Raw genomic sequence first — 15,856 nt, 5'->3', positions numbered from 1 at the left:
TGCCGCAGGGGCATTGGCCCACGGGCGTAATCCCCAGGGCTACCGGCAGGTCTCACAAGTGTGATCCACCGGCCGATGTCGGCTTCGTGCCCTCCCCGGCAGCTTGGACCCGTGATCGAAACCACCCGACTGACCAAGCGGTACGGCGACACCGTTGCCGTCGACAACCTGACCTTCACCGTGGAACCGGGCAAGGTCACCGGCTTCCTCGGCCCGAACGGCGCCGGCAAATCCACCACGCTGAGGATGATCCTGGGCCTGAACGCGCCCTCCGGTGGGTCCGTCACCGTGAACGGGGTCCCTTTCTCACACCGTCCGCGCGGACTGCGTCACGTCGGCGCGCTGTTGGACGCTCAAGACGTCCACGGCGGGCGAAGCGCACTCGCGCACCTGTCCGCCCTGGCCCGCAGCAACCGCATCCCGCTGTCCCGCGTGGACGAAGTCCTCCAGGAGGTCGGGCTGGCGAAGGCGGCGCGGCGCCGGATCGGGGGGTTCTCCCTCGGGATGAAGCAGCGTCTCGGCATCGCGGGTGCCCTGCTCGGCGATCCGCCGGTGCTCCTGTTCGACGAGCCCCTGAACGGTCTGGACCCCGAGGGCGTGCTGTGGGTGCGCGGCCTGTTCCGCCGTCTGGCGTCCGAGGGTCGCACCGTGTTCGTCTCCAGCCACATGATGGCCGAGATGGAGCACACCGCCGACCAGCTCATCGTCATCGGCCGGGGCCGGCTGATCGCCGACCAGAACCTGGAGCACTTCTCGGCCCGCAACGCCTCCCTGAGCGTGAGCGTGCACACGCCCGGCCTGGCGGCCCTGGAGCCCGTGCTGATCGCCGAGGGGGCGTCGGTGCGCCGGGAGAGCGAGCAGGCGGGCCGGGTCACCGGCCTGACCGCGGCCCGGATCGGCGACCTCGCCCACCGGCACCACATCGTGCTGCACGAACTCGCCACCCACGCCTCGTCCCTGGAGTCGGCGTTCATGTCCCTCACCGCCGACAGCGTCGAATACCTCGCAGGAGAAGCCCGATGAGCACACTGACATTGTCCGGCACCAGGCCGTCCGAGCGCGCGGCCGAACGGGTGCCCAGATTCGTCGACCTGCTCGCCGCTGAGTGGATCAAGATGCGGTCGCTCCGGTCGACCTACTGGGTGCTCGCCCTCAGTGCCGTCGTCGCCGTCGTGATCAACGTGAACGCCGTCCGATCCGACCTGACGTACATCGACCAGCCGCATCCGCCGCTACCCGGTTTCCCGCCCTTCAAGTACGACCCGCTGTTCCACGGCCTGGGCAGTATTGCCGCCGACGTCATGGCCCTGGCCGCGGCCGGCTTCGGCGCCATCACGGTCTTCGGCGAGTACGCCACGGGAATGATCCGCACCACGCTCGCCGCCGTTCCCGACCGGCGCGCGGTGATCACGGCCAAGGTGGCCCTCGTCACGGCGGTCACGCTCGTGCTCGGTGTGATCGTCTCCGTGACGTCGTTCTTCACCACCAACGCGATGCTGGCCTCCCGCCACGTCGGCCTCTCGATCCACGATCCCGGTTGTCTGCGGGCCATCGCGGCATACGCGCTGGTCATCCCGGTCTGCGCCCTCATCGGGCTGGCGTTCGGCGCCGTCCTGCGACACGCCACGGCCTCGATCGTCGCCGTCGTAGGGGTGCTCTTCATCCTGCCCCTGCTCTTCGGGGGCGAGAGGTACAGGCTGTTGAAGGAGATCGGCAACCACCTGCCTCTCGCCGCGCAGGGCCGCCTGACGCTGAACCCCGACTCCCCCACCAGCCTGGGCGCATACCCGGCCACCGTTGCGGGCTCCTGGATTGCGCTCGCGGCCTGGGCGCTCGTCTCGGCGGCCGTCGCCGTGATTGTCGTGCGGCGCCGGGATCTCTGAGACCGGCGCAGCGCCTGCAGGCCCGCCTGCAGCGGCTGGACGGTGCGGATCACACGGCCGGGCCTCGCGGAATGCCTCGAGTCGGCGGAACTCTTGCTGTCGCCAGGCAGTGTGACGGTGATGGCAGGGGTGCCGTCCGGGCGAGCGGCGAGGGGACCGCGGTCGGCGACGTGCGCTCGGGGTGGGACGGGCAGGCGTTGCTACGCGGTCAATGCGCACCGGGTGAGCAGCATGGCCGGGTCGGCCCCTTCGGGCATGCGCAGGGTCCGGCTCGGCGGCGGTCGCCGACCGTCGTCGAGCCAGCGTTCCAGCGCGGTGACGGCGGAACGGTGGCACGGAACCAGCGGACGCAGCTTGTCGGGGAAGGTGTCGAAGAGCGAGTCGACATGGGTTCCGCCTTCGACGCGGTAGTAGCGGTGCAGTGAGCCACGGCCCTCCCGGCGTACCATCCGGGCGTAGACGTCCGAGGTCTCGCTGATGGGCAGCAGCACGTCGAGCGTGCCGTGGAAGGTGATCAGCGGCTTGCCGATCCGGCCGGTCAGGTCGATCGCGGAGATGGCCTCGCGGACTGAGTCGGGCCGGGAAGCGTAGTCGTAGTCGGCGTCGCAGGCGGGGCTGCCCGGTGCGCAGAAAGGCGTGCCGGCCTCGGCCGCGCCGTCATACTCCGGGTCCACTTCCTCGCGGTAGATCCGTTGGGTGATGTCCCAGTAGTACTGGTGGTGGAACGGCCAGAGGAATTCCGAGCCGGCCGGGAATCCGGCGGCGGTCATCTCCCGGTGGGCCTTCTCAGCATCCTCGCCGCCCGTCGCGTAGGTGGGGTAGGCGCGCAGGGCGGGCGGCAGGAACGTCAGCAGATTCGGGCCTTCGGTACGCCACAGGGTGCCTTCCCAGTCCACCCCTGCGTCGTACAGCTCGGGATGCTTCTCCAGCTGCCAGCGCACGAGGTAGCCGCCGTTGGACATCCCCATGGCGAGGGTGCGGGACGCGAGCCGGTGGTACCGCTGGGCAACGACCAGCCGGGCCGCACGGGTGAGTTGGGTGACCCGCTTGTTCCATTCGGCGATGGCGTCGCCCGGGGCGATGCCGTCGCGGTGGAACGCCGCACCGGTGTTGCCCTTGTCGGTGGCGGCGAATGCATAGCCGCGGGAGAGCATCCAGTCACCGAAGGCCCGGTCGTTGGCGTACTGCTCACGAACCCCCGGCGCACCCGCGATCACGAGGCCGCCGTTCCAGCGGTCGGGCAGCCGGATCACGAACTGGGAGTCGTGGTTCCAGCCATGGTTGGTATTGGTGGCCGAGGAGTCGGGGAAGTACCCGTCGATCTGGATACCGGGTACGCCGCTCGGGGTGGCGAGACCCTTTGGGGTCAGTCCGGCCCAGTCCGCGGGATCGGTGTGGCCCGAGGCCACGGTCCCGGCGGTGGTCAACTCCTGTAGGCAGGCGGTTTGTTGATGTTCCGCCCCGAGAACGGTGAGGGAGTTCATCCGGGTGCAGTGGCCCGGTCGGCCGTCCTGGCCGGCGTCCTGTGGCGTGGCACCGGCGGGGGCCGTGCTCCATGTCATCACGGCCGCGGCGGCGACGGCTGCGCCACGGATCCACTGGGTGCGGGCACGGACCGGGCCGCACCACTGACGTGGTCGCGTTCTGGCCGGCGGGTCGTTCGGTGGGACAAGTGACATGGGCTGTACCTCCGTTGGGGGGAGCACACGTACCGAGCGGCCGGACGCTACCGGGCGGCGCGGGGGCGCCGGCAGAGCCGTGGTCGCCATAGCCGGACGCCCGGCTGTGGCGCCCCGCACCATGCGGTCGCGGTGATCTGCGACAGAGGGCCGCTCGCCCCCATCCCCATCCCCGTCCCCGGGTCCGGTCCGGTCCGGTCCGGTCCGGTCAGGTCAGGTCAGGTCAGGGGCAGCCGCCGTCGGCGAGGACGTAGTAGCCCGCCGGGGACTCCTTCAGGGTGTGGGTGACGAACGTGTTGTTGAGCCCCATGTTCTGCTGGGAGCCCTTGGCGTAGGCATAGCCGCCGCTGGTGGTAGCCCGGCCGGCCTGCACCTGCTGGTAGTTGTTCGCCGTCCAGCAGGCAGGTGCCGCGCCGGTGGTGGCCACGGCGATCTGGGCGGAGCGGGCGCCCTCGGCCCCGGTCGGCTCGCGTGCCGCCACGCTGTACGCATGAGTGGTTCCGACCCCCAGGCCGCTGTCGGTGAACCGGGAGTCTGCCGGGGTGGCGACTCGCGTGCCGTCCAGGTACACCGCGTAGTCGGCCGCCCCGTCCACCGGTTCCCAGTCCAGCGAGACGGACGTGTCGGTGACACCAGTCGCCCTCAGTCCGGCCGGAGCCGGCAGCCTGCCCGGCTGCGGAGCGGACCTGTCCAGTCCGAAGAACCGGGTGATCCAGTAGCTGGAGCAGATGGAGTCGATGAAGTTCGCCGTGCCGGTCTGGCCGCACTGCTCCGCGCCACTGCCCGGGTCGACCGGGGTGCCGTGCGCGATGTTCGGCACCCGATTGACCTCCACGGCGACGGTTCCGTCCCCGGCCAGATACTCGGTCCTGCGCGTGCCGTTGGGGCCGATGACGGAAGAACGGTCCGGGCTCTGGTCCAGACCGTGCAGCTGGGTCCACTGGTCCCGCAGCTCGTCGGCGTTCTTCGGGACGACCTTCGTGTCATTGTCACCGTGCCACACCGAAACGCGCGGCCACGGGCCCGAGTAGCCGGGGCCGGCGTCGCGTACCCGCTGCGCCCACACCGCGGGCGTACGGTCCACTCCGGGGTTCATGCAGGTCAACGCTCCCGTGTCCTTGGTGCAGTCGTACGGAAGTCCTGCGACGACCGCACCGGCCTTGAACACCTCGGGGTACGCGGCGAGCATGACCGTCGTCATGGCTCCGCCGGCCGAGAGACCAGTGACATGCACGTCTCCGGCGTCGGCGCCGTAGGACGAGACGGCGTGGGAGACCATCTGCCGGATGGAGGCGGCTTCGCCCTGCCCGCGCCGGATGTCCGTGTTCTGGAACCAGTTGAAGCACTGGCTCACATTGTTGGCGAAGGTGGTTTCCGCGAAGACCAGCAGGAAGCCGTGCCGGTCGGCGAACGTGGTCAGCCCCGAATTGTCGGCGTAGATCTGGGCGCTCTGCGTGCAGCCGTGCAGAGCCACCACCACCGGCGCGTTCGCAGGCAGGGACGACGGCCGGTAGACGTACATGTTCAGGCTGCCCGGGTTGGCCCCGAAGTTGCTCACTCGCTCCAGGGGGACGGCTGCCTGTGCCTCGGGTGCGGGCGACAGCAGTGCCACGCCCGTCGCCAGAATGATGGCAGCGGCCAGTCTCCCCATGATGCGGCGCCGGCGGCCGGGCGGTGCGGTGGTCCGTGGTGACGATCTCCGTGGGGCGGGATTCGACGACGGCATGGGCAACAACGTGACCTCCCGAAGGACTTACGGGATCGCAGGTGATCCCGTGGCCTCAGCCGCCGTCTCAGGCAGGAGGACGGCCGGGGGTGCGGTCACAGTAGGAAGCGCGCCATCCGCTACGCCATGGTGAGGCGCTCCACAACGCGGCTGCCGCGTAGGGGCTGCCACCTGTTGCGGAAAGGCCCAGCCGGTGCTAACAGGCCCTGACAGAAGCCGTCTACGGTGTGACCGTCGTGCGGCGTGCCTCCTCCGGGGCCGTAACCCTTCAAGGTCAATGGCGTGTCAGGCCGCCGGCCGGATCACGCGCAGCCCCGCTGCGTCCTGTTGCTCGACATCAGAATCCGACGCAACGTGCAGGGGCACGAAGACGAGCATCCAGTAGAAGCCGAACAGCCACCGGTGCGTGAGTTGACCGAACCGTGGGCGCATGTCGTCGTGCGTACGCACCACCCGAAGCCCCGCAACGGCCTTACCGATACTGGCTCGTACCGCACAGGTCATCACCACCTGGTTGAGGAACGAGAAAGCAAACCCCACGGCGATGGCTGCTCCCCACTGGGGACCCACAACCAGTACCCCATCGACCGCCTCGATGCTCACGGCGACACCGACTCCGAGCGCGGAGAGCACGGCGAGGACCGCATCGACTGCCACGGCCACGAGTCGACGCCCCTGCCCGGGGACACTCCACTTCCCGTTGTCCACCGTCATCGGTGGTACCAGTCCTTGCTGTCCGTGATCGCCAGCGAGGCGTACGTCTGGTGAATCCCCACAAGTGCCGCGACCAGTCGCGGATCCCAGTGCTCCTGCATCACCCGGTAGTCGCCCGCCATCCCCCGGAAAATCATCGCCGTCCGGCCCGAGTTGTCCCGCCACACGATCCTGCGCGGGGTGGTCACCGGGTCCTCTCCCGCGCCGGCGAAGAGGGCGAGGAGCATCACGATGTTGTACGGCAGGAACACGGTCCACCACAGCGCCCACCAGCCCAGCCTGCCGGCCACGCCCCGGGCTGACGCCTGGACCGTGCCCGCGCTTGTGGCCTTCTGATCGACGGTCCACCGGGACCGGCCCAGGCGGAAACACAGGCCGCGGCGTAGCCTGATCCGCCCGATCGGCGCGCCGTCCGGGTCCTGCACGAGGTAGACGGCAGCGGGCCCGGCGATGCCGAAACCCGTACCGTGCTCGGTCGTCACGATGGCGAGCACCTTGCGCCGGGCGTCGTCCCCGCCGTACAGCACGATCTCCCGGGCACCGGGCCGGTAGGCGTTGGGGCCACCGGAGGAACTGCGCAGCAGATGCGCCACGGTACGGCGGGAATCCTTCCCGCCCGGGCCGGTCGCGACGACCTTGACCGCCCCGCCCGCCCTGCCGTCCTCGACCAGTTCGTACCTCGCCGCCACCAGCCCCTCCGCCCCCTCGCTTCCGGGAGAAGGCAGAGTCCGCCCGCATACCCCCGTCCACCCGCATGTCCTCACGCGTTTGCTGTGTGCACGCCACACTAGCTGCCGTCAGTCGGTCGGCTTCATCACGAGCTCTTCGAGGACTTGCAGCAGATCAAGGCGTGGCCCCCACACGGCCGACGTGAGGGCCTCACACGCAACCCGGGACCTCTCAGCCTTCGGCATCGAGGAGTCACCCAGTCGCGGCGGCGGGACGGGAGCGGGCCGGCTGCGTGTGACGTCCTCGCGGCGGCGCCGGTCGTCGTCGACGGCCTGCTCGACGCTGCGGGCCTGCTCGGGCCAGGGCAGGACCTTGCTCTCGGCGGTATCAAAACGGCCCCGCTGCCTCAGCCCCCTCGAGTTCGAGGAGAAGCAGTACACCGACCGGGCGACGGTCGAACGAGCGAACCTGAACGCCTGACACCCCAGCACCCCCGTACACCGGGTGAACCTCACGCCGGCGCGGCCGGCAAGGCCGAGTCGGGCACCTCGGACGCACCCACGCCGCTCGGAAATGACCGGTCAGAGCCCTCCAGCATGCCGACAGAGCAGCTCAAACGGCCTGATTCTGCCCAAATGGTGATAGACGTGTTGATCATGAGTGATCACCGCCTTCACCATCGCCCCTGCGTTTGGCCCGCTCCGGGAGGACAGCGATGAAGCATGCCGCGCAGGGCGAGCCCGTGACGGTCTCAGAGCCACCGGGCCCTATCACCAAAGCGATCATCTCGGCCCTGTGGAGGCGGACGTTCAACTCGGATCCGGCGAACCCGATGTACCTTCCGCGGATCATCCGCGACGGCTACCCGGAGTGGGGGCTGCCCTCCTACGACCCTGCGGTGCCCGGGGGGACGAGCGCGCCGATCGACATCCCCAACGTTCCCGACGGCGTGGGCGACGCGGCGTGCGCGCGCTACGACCTGCCGTACCCGCCGATCTGTACGACCCCGCCGGCTCTGCAACTGACGAACATCGTCTTCACGAATCTCAGCGTCATGCAGGACGTGAGCCTGACCTTCTCCACCACGGAGCCGGTCTTCACGGCCGTGGTCAGCGTCGGCACCGTCACCCAGCCGTTCACCCTGGACGCCGACGACCCCTCCCAGCCGAACTACCTCTTCCAGATCGGCTGCTGCGAACCCGTCACGCCCGACTCGCGCGACTGCGGCGAGCAGCGCTGGACCACCGACGCCGGCGGGAGGTTCGTCGCCCGGGCACACGACGCGATCCTCACCTTCATCGTCCGGTTGAACACGAGCGAGCCCGGGCCCATGACGATCAATGTGCTCGGCGTGGGCCTCACGGTCGACTCCAAGGCGGTCACCATCGACTTCGACGTGGAAGGTGAGCCGCGGTGGGTACAGCAACTCGCCGAGATCGCGGTGAACGAGGGCGTCGGCAACGGGGGTCTGGTGGACGGCATGCGGACGTTCCTCAACCAGCCCGACGTGATCGAGAACATCGAGACGTTCGCCAACGAGGCACTCAAGAACATCCTGGCCGAGATGCCCTATGCCTGAGTCAGTGGTGCCGCACCCCTACGACCGGGCGCGCTCGCTGGTGGCGGCGGAGGTCGCGGCCCTCGACGCTCGGCTCGAGGACCTCCTCGAGGGGCAGCGCTCCTACCTGTCCGACGCCGAGCTCGCGTTCTACCGCGGCGGCAAGCGTCTTCGCCCGTTACTGCTCCTGCTCAGCGCGCACGTCGCCGCACGTACGCCGGTCGACGTGCTGCCCGAGAAGGCCGTGGCGGCAGCGGCGTCGCTCGAGCTCGCGCACGTCGGATCGCTCATCCACGACGACATCGTCGACCGCGCGCCCACTCGCCGCGGCATGCCCACGGTGAGCGCCTCCCGCGGTTACGAACTGGCCCTGGTCATGGGCGACCTGCAGTGGGTGCAGGCCACCCGGACCATGTCGGCCCACGTGGAGACTCGCGAGGACATCGCCCTCATGCGCGACTTCCTCGCCTCGGGTGAGGAGATGTGCCGCGGCCAGCTCGACGAGATGCTGGCGACGCGGCCGGGCGACCGCTCCGAGCTCGTGCGCCGCTACTTCCGGACCGTCGACCGGAAGACCGGGCGGCTCGTCGCCTTCGCGTGCGAAAGCGGCGCCCGCCTGGTCGGCGGCCTGCCGTCGGCGGTGGGCGGCCTGCGGCGCTTCGGCGGGTGGCTCGGCCGCGCCTTCCAGGTCGTCGACGACGTGCTGGACGTCGTACGGCCCGAGTCGGCCGCGGGCAAGGAGCCGCTCACGGATCTGCGGCAGGGCCGGCTCTCCCTGCCGCTGCTCTACACCCTCGACGAACTGCCGGACGACCACCCGCTCCACGGGATCACCGACGGACGACAGCTGTCCGAGGACGAGTTGGAGGACTGCATGCGGGTCGTGCGCCACGGGAACGGCTGGGTCCGTGCGCTCGGGGACGCGCGCGCGATCGTCGTCACCGCCCGGGCCGAGCTCGCGCTGCTGCCCGAGGGCCCGCACCGCGACGCGCTCGACGCGCTCGCCGCCCACCTCGTCGACCAGCCGTTCCTGGACTCCTACGGCACCGCCACCGCCTGCTCACCCGAGAAGGGACCACCACGGCCATGACGCTCCTCCCCGGCGCGGGCGACAACACAGACTGCGATCTCGTCGCCCGCCTGTGGCAGCTGCTGAACTCGCCCTCCTCGGGCGAGTGGTACCTCGGCTCGATCATCAAGAACGGGCTGCAGGTCCCCGCCCTGGGGATCGACATCCCCCCGTTCCCCGACGTCGCGATCGGTGACATCCCCGAGCAGACGATGTTCGACTGGGCGGCCGAGCACCTCGGCATCGCGATGTCGGACACGGTGCTCAGCGGACTGGGCACGTTCAACGGCGGCAACGTCGTGTGTGAGCCGGTGAGCGGCACCGAGACGGACGTCACCCTGACGCTCCTGTTCTCGCGGGTCGATTTCTACGGCGGCTACGACGTCGGCGCGTCGGGTCTCACGGGGTGCGCCCTGGCGTACGCGGCGGCGCAGCTCGGCTACCCACCGTCCAGGGCCGGCGACAGTGCCGACCCGCGGCTCGAACTCGCGACGTGGTACCGCGACGACCTGCAGGGCCTGGGGCGATCGGAGAACGGCAAGGTCCTCGTCGGAACCTACTACCTGCACGAGGACACGATCGACACGGTGACGACCGCGCCGGCGTCCGAGGTCCCGGCGGCCGGACTGTACCGGCAGGTGCTCTCCCAGCAGAAGCACAGCGCCGACGCGGTGACCGCCTCCACCGCCTACTACCAGCAGCAGGAGTCCGGCGAGGATCCGCCTGGACGGCCGCCGGTGATCGGTGACCGCCCGCAGTACGACGGCGGCTTCAAGACGTACACGTACCTCAACATGGCCGTGCAGCAGATGCGCGAGCAGGCGGGCCTGCCGCTGGAGCCGGGCAACGAGTTCGCCGACCTGCAGAACGCGATGGGGCAGTTCAACGACCAGGTCCTGGCGTACCAGAGGGACAACCCGGGCGAGCACGACACGCGAAAGATCATGGACTACGTGGCCGCGGCCGGTCCGTTGCCGGACGACAGGCGCGCCGATCTCGGACTGCCCGGCATCCCGGTGCACGCGCCCGGCAGCGAGGAGGTCGTCGGCCACGTGCAGCCGTGGCCGATCGACCGCGAACGCGCGCTGCGAGCCCACGCCGCGCGCGCACCGCGCGCGCGGGCCGCCGACGACTGGTTCCACGTCCGTGGAGAATTCATGGACCGCTCCCAGGAGCTCTCTCTGGAGGTGGCCGCCGCGTTCACCGCGACTTCTGACAACAAGCTGGTCGCCCAAGCGAAGTCGATCACGATCAATATCGGGGCGCTGTACATCATCCTCGGCAACGAGGGCGGGTTCAACAGCCAGCCGGGCCTGTACGACAAGGTCACCAACTGGATCGCGAACACGCCGAGCTTCCAGGACCTGCTCATCAGCAAGCTGAACTCAGGCCTGAACAGCAGGGCTGTGCTCGGCCACTTCAGCGACGCGCTGAACGCCGGTCTGAAGGACCTCGGGCTGCAGGAGCGACATGCCGCCACATGACCTGCAGGAACTGCTCACCGCCGTCCAGGAGTGCATCACGGGCGGCGGCGAGGGCCGCCGGTTCGCCATGGCACCCGGCTACCTCGGCTCCCCCGCGGTCGCCTCGCTCATCGCCGACTCGTTCCCCCTGACCGACGGCGACTGGGTGCTGCAAGCCCCCAGCGATCCGCGGATCGACGGCTCCGCCGTCGTCCTCATGGGCACCATGGACCTGCTGCTCGGCCTCGCGCCGGCGCGGCTGCGGGTCTCCTTCGACCTCGCCGACGCGGGGCTGCCGAGTCTGCTCGCCGAGTTGGCACCGCTCGACCAGCCGCGCCCCCTCCCGGCGTGGAACCTCGGCAACGCCTTCCCGGTGTGGAGCGAGCAGCGGTCGGTCCTCACACAGCTCGTGTTCGACGCACCGGCCTTCTGGTACAGCTCGATCGAGCGGGCTGCCACGGACGACAGGGCGGCGGTCGCCGTGGGCCTGACGTTCTCCGCCGCCGCGCTGAAACTCGAGGGCGTCCTCGGCGCGCTCACGCACCTGACGGGTCTGCAACTGCTCGATCTGGACGGCGCGATCACCGGTCCGGCAACCGCGCCGCTCATGCAGCTCCAGGCTGCTCCGGTCACGCCCGTCCCGATCCAGGGCCTCGACCTGCCGCTCGAGTTCACCGCCGTGTCGGCGCCGCCGTCCGGGAACGGCAAGATCCAGGTCCCGCCGCCGCCGGTCGAGAGCTACCTGCAGTTCGTCTCCGAGGTGCAGATCGGCAGCGCCCCGTCGATCCCCGTGTCGCTGCGCTTCGCGGGAGTCGGCGCCATGCTGACGTTCAGAGCCGACCTGCGGCAGATCAGCCAGTACGCGATGAGCGCCCTCCAGCAGTTCGTCCGGGGCGCGCCGATCAGCACGATGCTCGACGACGTCTTCGAGATCGGCAGCTACGTCGGTCTGCGCGACCTCAGCGTCCATATCGGCACCGACCCGCCGTCACTCGCGGCGATCGGACTCGGTGTCGGCACCACCAAGCCGCTGAGCATCGTGCCGCACTGGGTCAAAATCCCGGATGTCCACGTCGACTTCATGGTCAACAGCCCGGCCGACTCTCCGACAGTCACCGCACTGCTGAGCGGCACGTTCGACTTCCTCGACGACATCCCGGTGACGATCACCGCCGCGTACCCGGAGATGCTCTTCACCGGGAGCCTCCAGCCGGAGAAGCCGATTCCGCTCGCCCACATCGTCAAACAGTTCGTCCCGAGCGTCACGTCGTTTCCCGCGCTGGGTCTGGATCAGCTCTATGTGGCCGCCGACTTCGGGCAGCAGCGGTACGCATTCCAGCTCGCGATCCTGAGCGGCTGGAAGATCCCCATCGGGATCGCGCAGTTCGAGCTTGAGCAGGCCTCGCTCGCCCTGGGGTACGACGGCGCCGCGGCGGGGAGCGGCTTCAGCGGTGAGGTCGCGGCGAACGCCGTGCTCTTCGCACAGGACGACACGGAGATCGCGCGGTTCTTCGCCGACTGGAAACTGCCCGGCGCCGACTTCGTGCTGCAGGGCACCTTCCCCGAGATCGACCTCACGCGGCTGGCGACGGTGCTCACCGGAGGCGGGGTCCCGAACGCCGAGGGGGTTCCGGAGATCGTCCTGCGCGACTCGCTCGTGCGGCTTCGGATGGAGGAGGCGGCCGGCCGGCGGCAGCGGCTGACCGGCACGACGAGCTATCGCTTCGACCTCGCCACGACGGTCGACGTCACGAACATCGGTCAGGCCGCGCTGGCGTTCGCAGTCCGCCGTGGCACGGACGGCCGGACCGGCTTCGCCGCAGGCCTGGTGCTCCAGCCCGAGTGGAAGCCCGACCAGCTCTGGAGCGGACTGCGCAGCGTCATGGAGGTACTCGAGGTCCAGGACGCGGGCCTGGTCCTGTCCTCGATCACCGACCAGCAGTTCACCCTGCCGGGCTTCGACCACCTGCCCTACGTGCCCTCGGAGATCCAGCCCGGCGTGACGTTCTTCAGCGCCGTCGAGCTCAAGGGCGACGTCTTCTCCATGCTGCGCCGCCTCTTCGACCACGACCTCGAACTGGACCTGTACGCGCGCATCGACCCCTCGAAGATCGTCGACTCGGAGATCAAGGCCTCCCTACCGGGCGACGCGGGCAGGAACGCGGTCAACTTCACCGGCCTCGAGGTCGACATGAAGCCCGGGGCAGGCCACTTCTCGATCACCGCCGGCGCTCGGTTCGTGATGTACGGGGAGTCGCTGACGCTGCGCGGCATCGGCGTCATCGAACTCGGGCCCCCACCGAGCGGGACGTTCGCCATCAGCGTCACCGACTGGGAGCACCCGTTCGGCATCACCGGCCTGACGATCCGCACGTTCGGGCTCAGCGTCACGCTCGACGCGGAGGGCCTGGGCGTAGGCGTACTCGGGAACTTCATCATCGGCGACGACCCCGCGACGCAGTTCGAGTTCTCGGTCGGCGGCGACGTGAAGGACTTCGAGGTGCCGGACGCGTTCGTGTGCGCACTGGAGTCGGTATCGCACCGGGCGCTCAAGATGACCGACCTCATCAAGCAGTACACCTCGATCGACCTGTCGGAGGTACCGCTCCTCGACGGCCTGGCGTTCACCAAGCTCGACTTCTACATCGTCGCCAACCCGACCGGGTGGACCGGACCGGGCGGCTACTATCCGCCCGGGATCGGCATCTACGCGGACCTGACGCTCTACGACTGGCAGCTCACGCTCAGCCTTGAAGTGGACGAGAAGCACGGAATCCTCGCCGACGGCGCTCTGAGCAAGCCGATCGAAATCGCCGACCTCCTGAAAATCTCCGATGCCGACGGGGTGAAGGGGCCGCGGATGCAGATCGACACCAGTGCGCTGACCGGCATCCCCGTACGCAGCCGCATCGACGAGATCACGTTCCGGCGCGCCCGTCCGCTGCCCGACGGCGTGTCGTACGCGGTCATGCCGGTCAACCCGTACGCCGTTCTCACCACCGGGGCGTCCGACAAGGCGTACTTCACGGCGTCGGGCGCGGTGCAGGTGCTCGGCCTGCAGGAGTCGTTCTCCGGATCCGTCACCTCCGACGGCTTCGAGGTCAACTTCCACTCTCAGCTGGCGAACCTGTACCGCGCGCAGTTCATGGCGTCGTTCTCGAAGGGGTCGGGGTTCGAGGGGCACACACAAGGCTCGTTCGACTTCTCGCTCGACTTCCCGGACGGCGTGCGGATCGACGGCTGGCCGGTGCTGCCGCCGGTCGTCGTCAAGGGGCCGAACGCGTCGCTGGCGATCGACCTCGTACTCAAGACGACCGAGGCGAGCGTCGCACTCGACCTCGACCTCCACTGGAACTCGTTCCACTTCCACCCGACGTTCTCGCTCGACGCCACCCAGGTCAAGGACATGCTCACCGACCTGTGGGGCCACATCGTCACCTGGATCAGGAACAACCCGAAGGTGTTCTTCGCCGACCTGCTGGCCGATGTCACCAAGTACGTCCAGGCACTGGCCGACGGCCTCATCTGGGCCGGCCAGAGCGCGATCGAGATCGCCCAGGCGCTCTACCACGTATTCCGGATCACGAACGTGGTGGACATGGCCGGCTACCTCGTCGACACCGCTCGGCTCGGCTTCACGGACATGGTCGACGCCCTCATGGAGGTGCTCGGGGTGGGCTACGACGACGCGGTGAACGCCCTTCGGGCTGTCGGCAGGTCCTGTGCCCTGGCCAGCAACGAATCGGTGATCTACAGCGGCGCTGCGCGCCCGGAAGGAGGCGCACGATGACGACGTTCGACGTTGCGGTGGGGCTCGATGAGGCGGCCATGTCGCAGGCCATGGCGGCCGTCTACCACGAGCTGTATCCCAAGGTGTTCACCGGGTCACAACGCGTCGAGAGGTCAGGCCTTGAGTTCGACGTCTCATGGGATGTGACGGCGCCCCCGACCGTGGCACTCGGCCCGCCACCCGAAGGGCGCCGCCTCGTCGCCCAGCACCTCGTCACCCAGCACCTCGTCGAGCACCTGGAGCCACCTCCGGGCCTCACCGTCGAGCAGCTCATCGACGCCTACGTCACGACACTCGAGCACACGACGTTCCGGGTCGTCGCCAACGACATGACCATGACCATCCAGGGCGGCGGCGAGTCCGCCACCGTCCCGGTGAAGGTCATCCTGTACGTGCAGGTCGACTCGTTCGGCGCGCATCTGACGCTGCGTCCGCTGAAGGCGACCGGGACGACCGGCAACCCCACCGACGACTGGTTCCTCAACCACATCATTCTGCCCGAGGCGGTCAAGATCGCCCGGGAGTTCCTGCCGGCGATCGACCTGCCGCCATTCACCTTCGCCGGCGTCGGTCTCACCGCACCGGCCGTCGACGTGACACCCGGGCACGTCGTCGTCCTTGCCGCACTGGAGGGCAAACCGGTGCCCACGCCGCCGTTTCCCGAGAGCTGGCCGGAGAGCCCGTTCTTCGCGGTCATGAGCGACGAGGCCAAGCTGGCGATCGGTCGTGCGGGCGTGCGGTCCTTGGTCGGCAGGACGTTCGGCGACAGCGGGCGAGTCAACATCGGGATCGGCACCGCCGAGTACGCGGGAACGGCACGGATCGCCGCGATCGACATCCGCCTCGCCGACCAGGGCGCGCCGCAGTTCGCGTTCAACGCGGCGATCAGCGGCAACGTACGGGCCGGCATCACGATCGGGTGCACGACCTTCGGTGTGAACTACACGCTGGTGGCGGCACCGCCGCCGACCGGCAGGATCGGCCTCGAACTGAGCGGCACCCGGGTGAGCGCGAGAACCCAGCAGGTCAACACGTTCCTGCTGATCCTCAGCCCCAGTGGCAATCCGTTCGAGTGGTTGCTCTCGGTGCTGACCGCGCCGCTGTTGCAGGCGGTCACGGCGGCGTTCTCGCCGCTCATCACCAAGGCGTTCGAGGGGCTCTCCTTCCCGGTGACGACCCTGCCGAGCGTATCCATCGACACCAGCGGCGTGCGCCTCGTCGTCACGCCGACCGACGTGCACTTCGCGACGTTCGCCGGCCTGACGTCGATCGAGGGCACGGCCCGGATCACCGGAGGCTGACCAC

Annotated in this window: 12 protein-coding genes; 8 read left to right on the top strand and 4 right to left on the bottom strand. The window is 69.2% G+C overall.

The genetic code is table 11. The features are described from left to right. The first annotated feature begins 111 nt into the window (after nucleotides 1-111). Nucleotides 112-1,023, top strand: a complete 912-nt coding sequence (locus tag OG883_RS15880) for an ABC transporter ATP-binding protein (protein ID WP_266540545.1) — start codon at nucleotides 112-114, stop codon at nucleotides 1,021-1,023. Further along, the gene (locus OG883_RS15875; RefSeq protein ID WP_266540543.1) at nucleotides 1,020-1,883 is read left to right on the top strand and encodes an ABC transporter permease; all 864 of its coding nucleotides are present in this window, start codon (nucleotides 1,020-1,022) and stop codon (nucleotides 1,881-1,883) included. Before OG883_RS15880 ends, OG883_RS15875 begins: the two co-directional genes overlap by 4 nt. Before the next feature lie 200 nt (nucleotides 1,884-2,083). Here OG883_RS15875 and OG883_RS15870 read toward each other — a convergent pair whose 3' ends face one another. The 4 genes from OG883_RS15870 to OG883_RS15855 all read right to left on the bottom strand — a co-directional run bounded on the left by OG883_RS15870 (nucleotide 2,084) and on the right by OG883_RS15855 (nucleotide 6,691). Beyond that, on the bottom strand, nucleotides 2,084-3,445 hold the full coding sequence (locus OG883_RS15870) for a 3-hydroxybutyrate oligomer hydrolase family protein (RefSeq protein WP_266541589.1): 1,362 nt from the start codon (nucleotides 3,443-3,445) through the stop codon (nucleotides 2,084-2,086). 340 nt (nucleotides 3,446-3,785) lie between these two features. Further along, the gene (locus OG883_RS15865; RefSeq protein ID WP_266540541.1) at nucleotides 3,786-5,288 is read right to left on the bottom strand and encodes a PHB depolymerase family esterase; all 1,503 of its coding nucleotides are present in this window, start codon (nucleotides 5,286-5,288) and stop codon (nucleotides 3,786-3,788) included. Nucleotides 5,289-5,573: 285 nt separating this feature from the next. Further along, the gene (locus tag OG883_RS15860; RefSeq protein ID WP_266540539.1) at nucleotides 5,574-6,002 is read right to left on the bottom strand and encodes an RDD family protein; all 429 of its coding nucleotides are present in this window, start codon (nucleotides 6,000-6,002) and stop codon (nucleotides 5,574-5,576) included. Then, nucleotides 5,999-6,691: a hypothetical protein gene (locus OG883_RS15855; RefSeq protein ID WP_266540537.1), complete on the bottom strand. Its 693-nt coding sequence runs from the start codon at nucleotides 6,689-6,691 to the stop codon at nucleotides 5,999-6,001. The genes OG883_RS15860 and OG883_RS15855 overlap by 4 nt, the downstream gene beginning before the upstream one ends. 181 nt (nucleotides 6,692-6,872) lie before the next feature. On the opposite strand from OG883_RS15855, the gene OG883_RS15850 reads away from it, so the two are divergent. The 6 genes from OG883_RS15850 to OG883_RS15825 all read left to right on the top strand — a co-directional run bounded on the left by OG883_RS15850 (nucleotide 6,873) and on the right by OG883_RS15825 (nucleotide 15,852). After that, nucleotides 6,873-7,151: a hypothetical protein gene (locus OG883_RS15850; protein WP_266540535.1), complete on the top strand. Its 279-nt coding sequence runs from the start codon at nucleotides 6,873-6,875 to the stop codon at nucleotides 7,149-7,151. A 235-nt stretch (nucleotides 7,152-7,386) separates the two neighbouring features. Next, nucleotides 7,387-8,250, top strand: coding sequence for a hypothetical protein (locus OG883_RS15845; protein WP_266540533.1), 864 nt, complete (start codon nucleotides 7,387-7,389; stop codon nucleotides 8,248-8,250). Beyond that, nucleotides 8,243-9,319, top strand: a complete 1,077-nt coding sequence (locus tag OG883_RS15840; RefSeq protein WP_266540531.1) for a polyprenyl synthetase family protein — start codon at nucleotides 8,243-8,245, stop codon at nucleotides 9,317-9,319. Before OG883_RS15845 ends, OG883_RS15840 begins: the two co-directional genes overlap by 8 nt. Further along, nucleotides 9,316-10,782: a hypothetical protein gene (locus tag OG883_RS15835; RefSeq protein WP_266540529.1), complete on the top strand. Its 1,467-nt coding sequence runs from the start codon at nucleotides 9,316-9,318 to the stop codon at nucleotides 10,780-10,782. The genes OG883_RS15840 and OG883_RS15835 overlap by 4 nt, the downstream gene beginning before the upstream one ends. Next, on the top strand, nucleotides 10,769-14,551 hold the full coding sequence (locus OG883_RS15830) for a hypothetical protein (protein WP_266540528.1): 3,783 nt from the start codon (nucleotides 10,769-10,771) through the stop codon (nucleotides 14,549-14,551). Before OG883_RS15835 ends, OG883_RS15830 begins: the two co-directional genes overlap by 14 nt. Then, a complete protein-coding gene (locus tag OG883_RS15825; RefSeq protein ID WP_266540526.1) occupies nucleotides 14,548-15,852 on the top strand; it encodes a hypothetical protein in 1,305 nt (434 codons plus the stop codon). The genes OG883_RS15830 and OG883_RS15825 overlap by 4 nt, the downstream gene beginning before the upstream one ends. Nucleotides 15,853-15,856: the final 4 nt, after the last annotated feature.

The sequence above is a fragment of the Streptomyces sp. NBC_01142 genome, assembly GCF_026341125.1.
Taxonomy (GTDB): domain Bacteria; phylum Actinomycetota; class Actinomycetes; order Streptomycetales; family Streptomycetaceae; genus Streptomyces.
This window is presented reverse-complemented; position numbering and strand designations above follow the sequence as displayed.

Excerpts from the sequence above, each read along its gene's own strand:
- OG883_RS15830 (WP_266540528.1), top strand. The coding sequence starts at position 10,769 with ATGCCGCCACATGACCTGCAGGAACTGCTCACCGCCGTCCAGGAGTGC.
- OG883_RS15870 (WP_266541589.1), bottom strand. The coding sequence starts at position 3,445 with ATGACATGGAGCACGGCCCCCGCCGGTGCCACGCCACAGGACGCCGGC.
- OG883_RS15835 (WP_266540529.1), top strand. The coding sequence starts at position 9,316 with ATGACGCTCCTCCCCGGCGCGGGCGACAACACAGACTGCGATCTCGTC.
- OG883_RS15860 (WP_266540539.1), bottom strand. The coding sequence starts at position 6,002 with ATGACGGTGGACAACGGGAAGTGGAGTGTCCCCGGGCAGGGGCGTCGA.
- OG883_RS15875 (WP_266540543.1), top strand. The coding sequence starts at position 1,020 with ATGAGCACACTGACATTGTCCGGCACCAGGCCGTCCGAGCGCGCGGCC.
- OG883_RS15865 (WP_266540541.1), bottom strand. The coding sequence starts at position 5,288 with ATGCCGTCGTCGAATCCCGCCCCACGGAGATCGTCACCACGGACCACC.
- OG883_RS15845 (WP_266540533.1), top strand. The coding sequence starts at position 7,387 with ATGAAGCATGCCGCGCAGGGCGAGCCCGTGACGGTCTCAGAGCCACCG.
- OG883_RS15840 (WP_266540531.1), top strand. The coding sequence starts at position 8,243 with ATGCCTGAGTCAGTGGTGCCGCACCCCTACGACCGGGCGCGCTCGCTG.
- OG883_RS15825 (WP_266540526.1), top strand. The coding sequence starts at position 14,548 with ATGACGACGTTCGACGTTGCGGTGGGGCTCGATGAGGCGGCCATGTCG.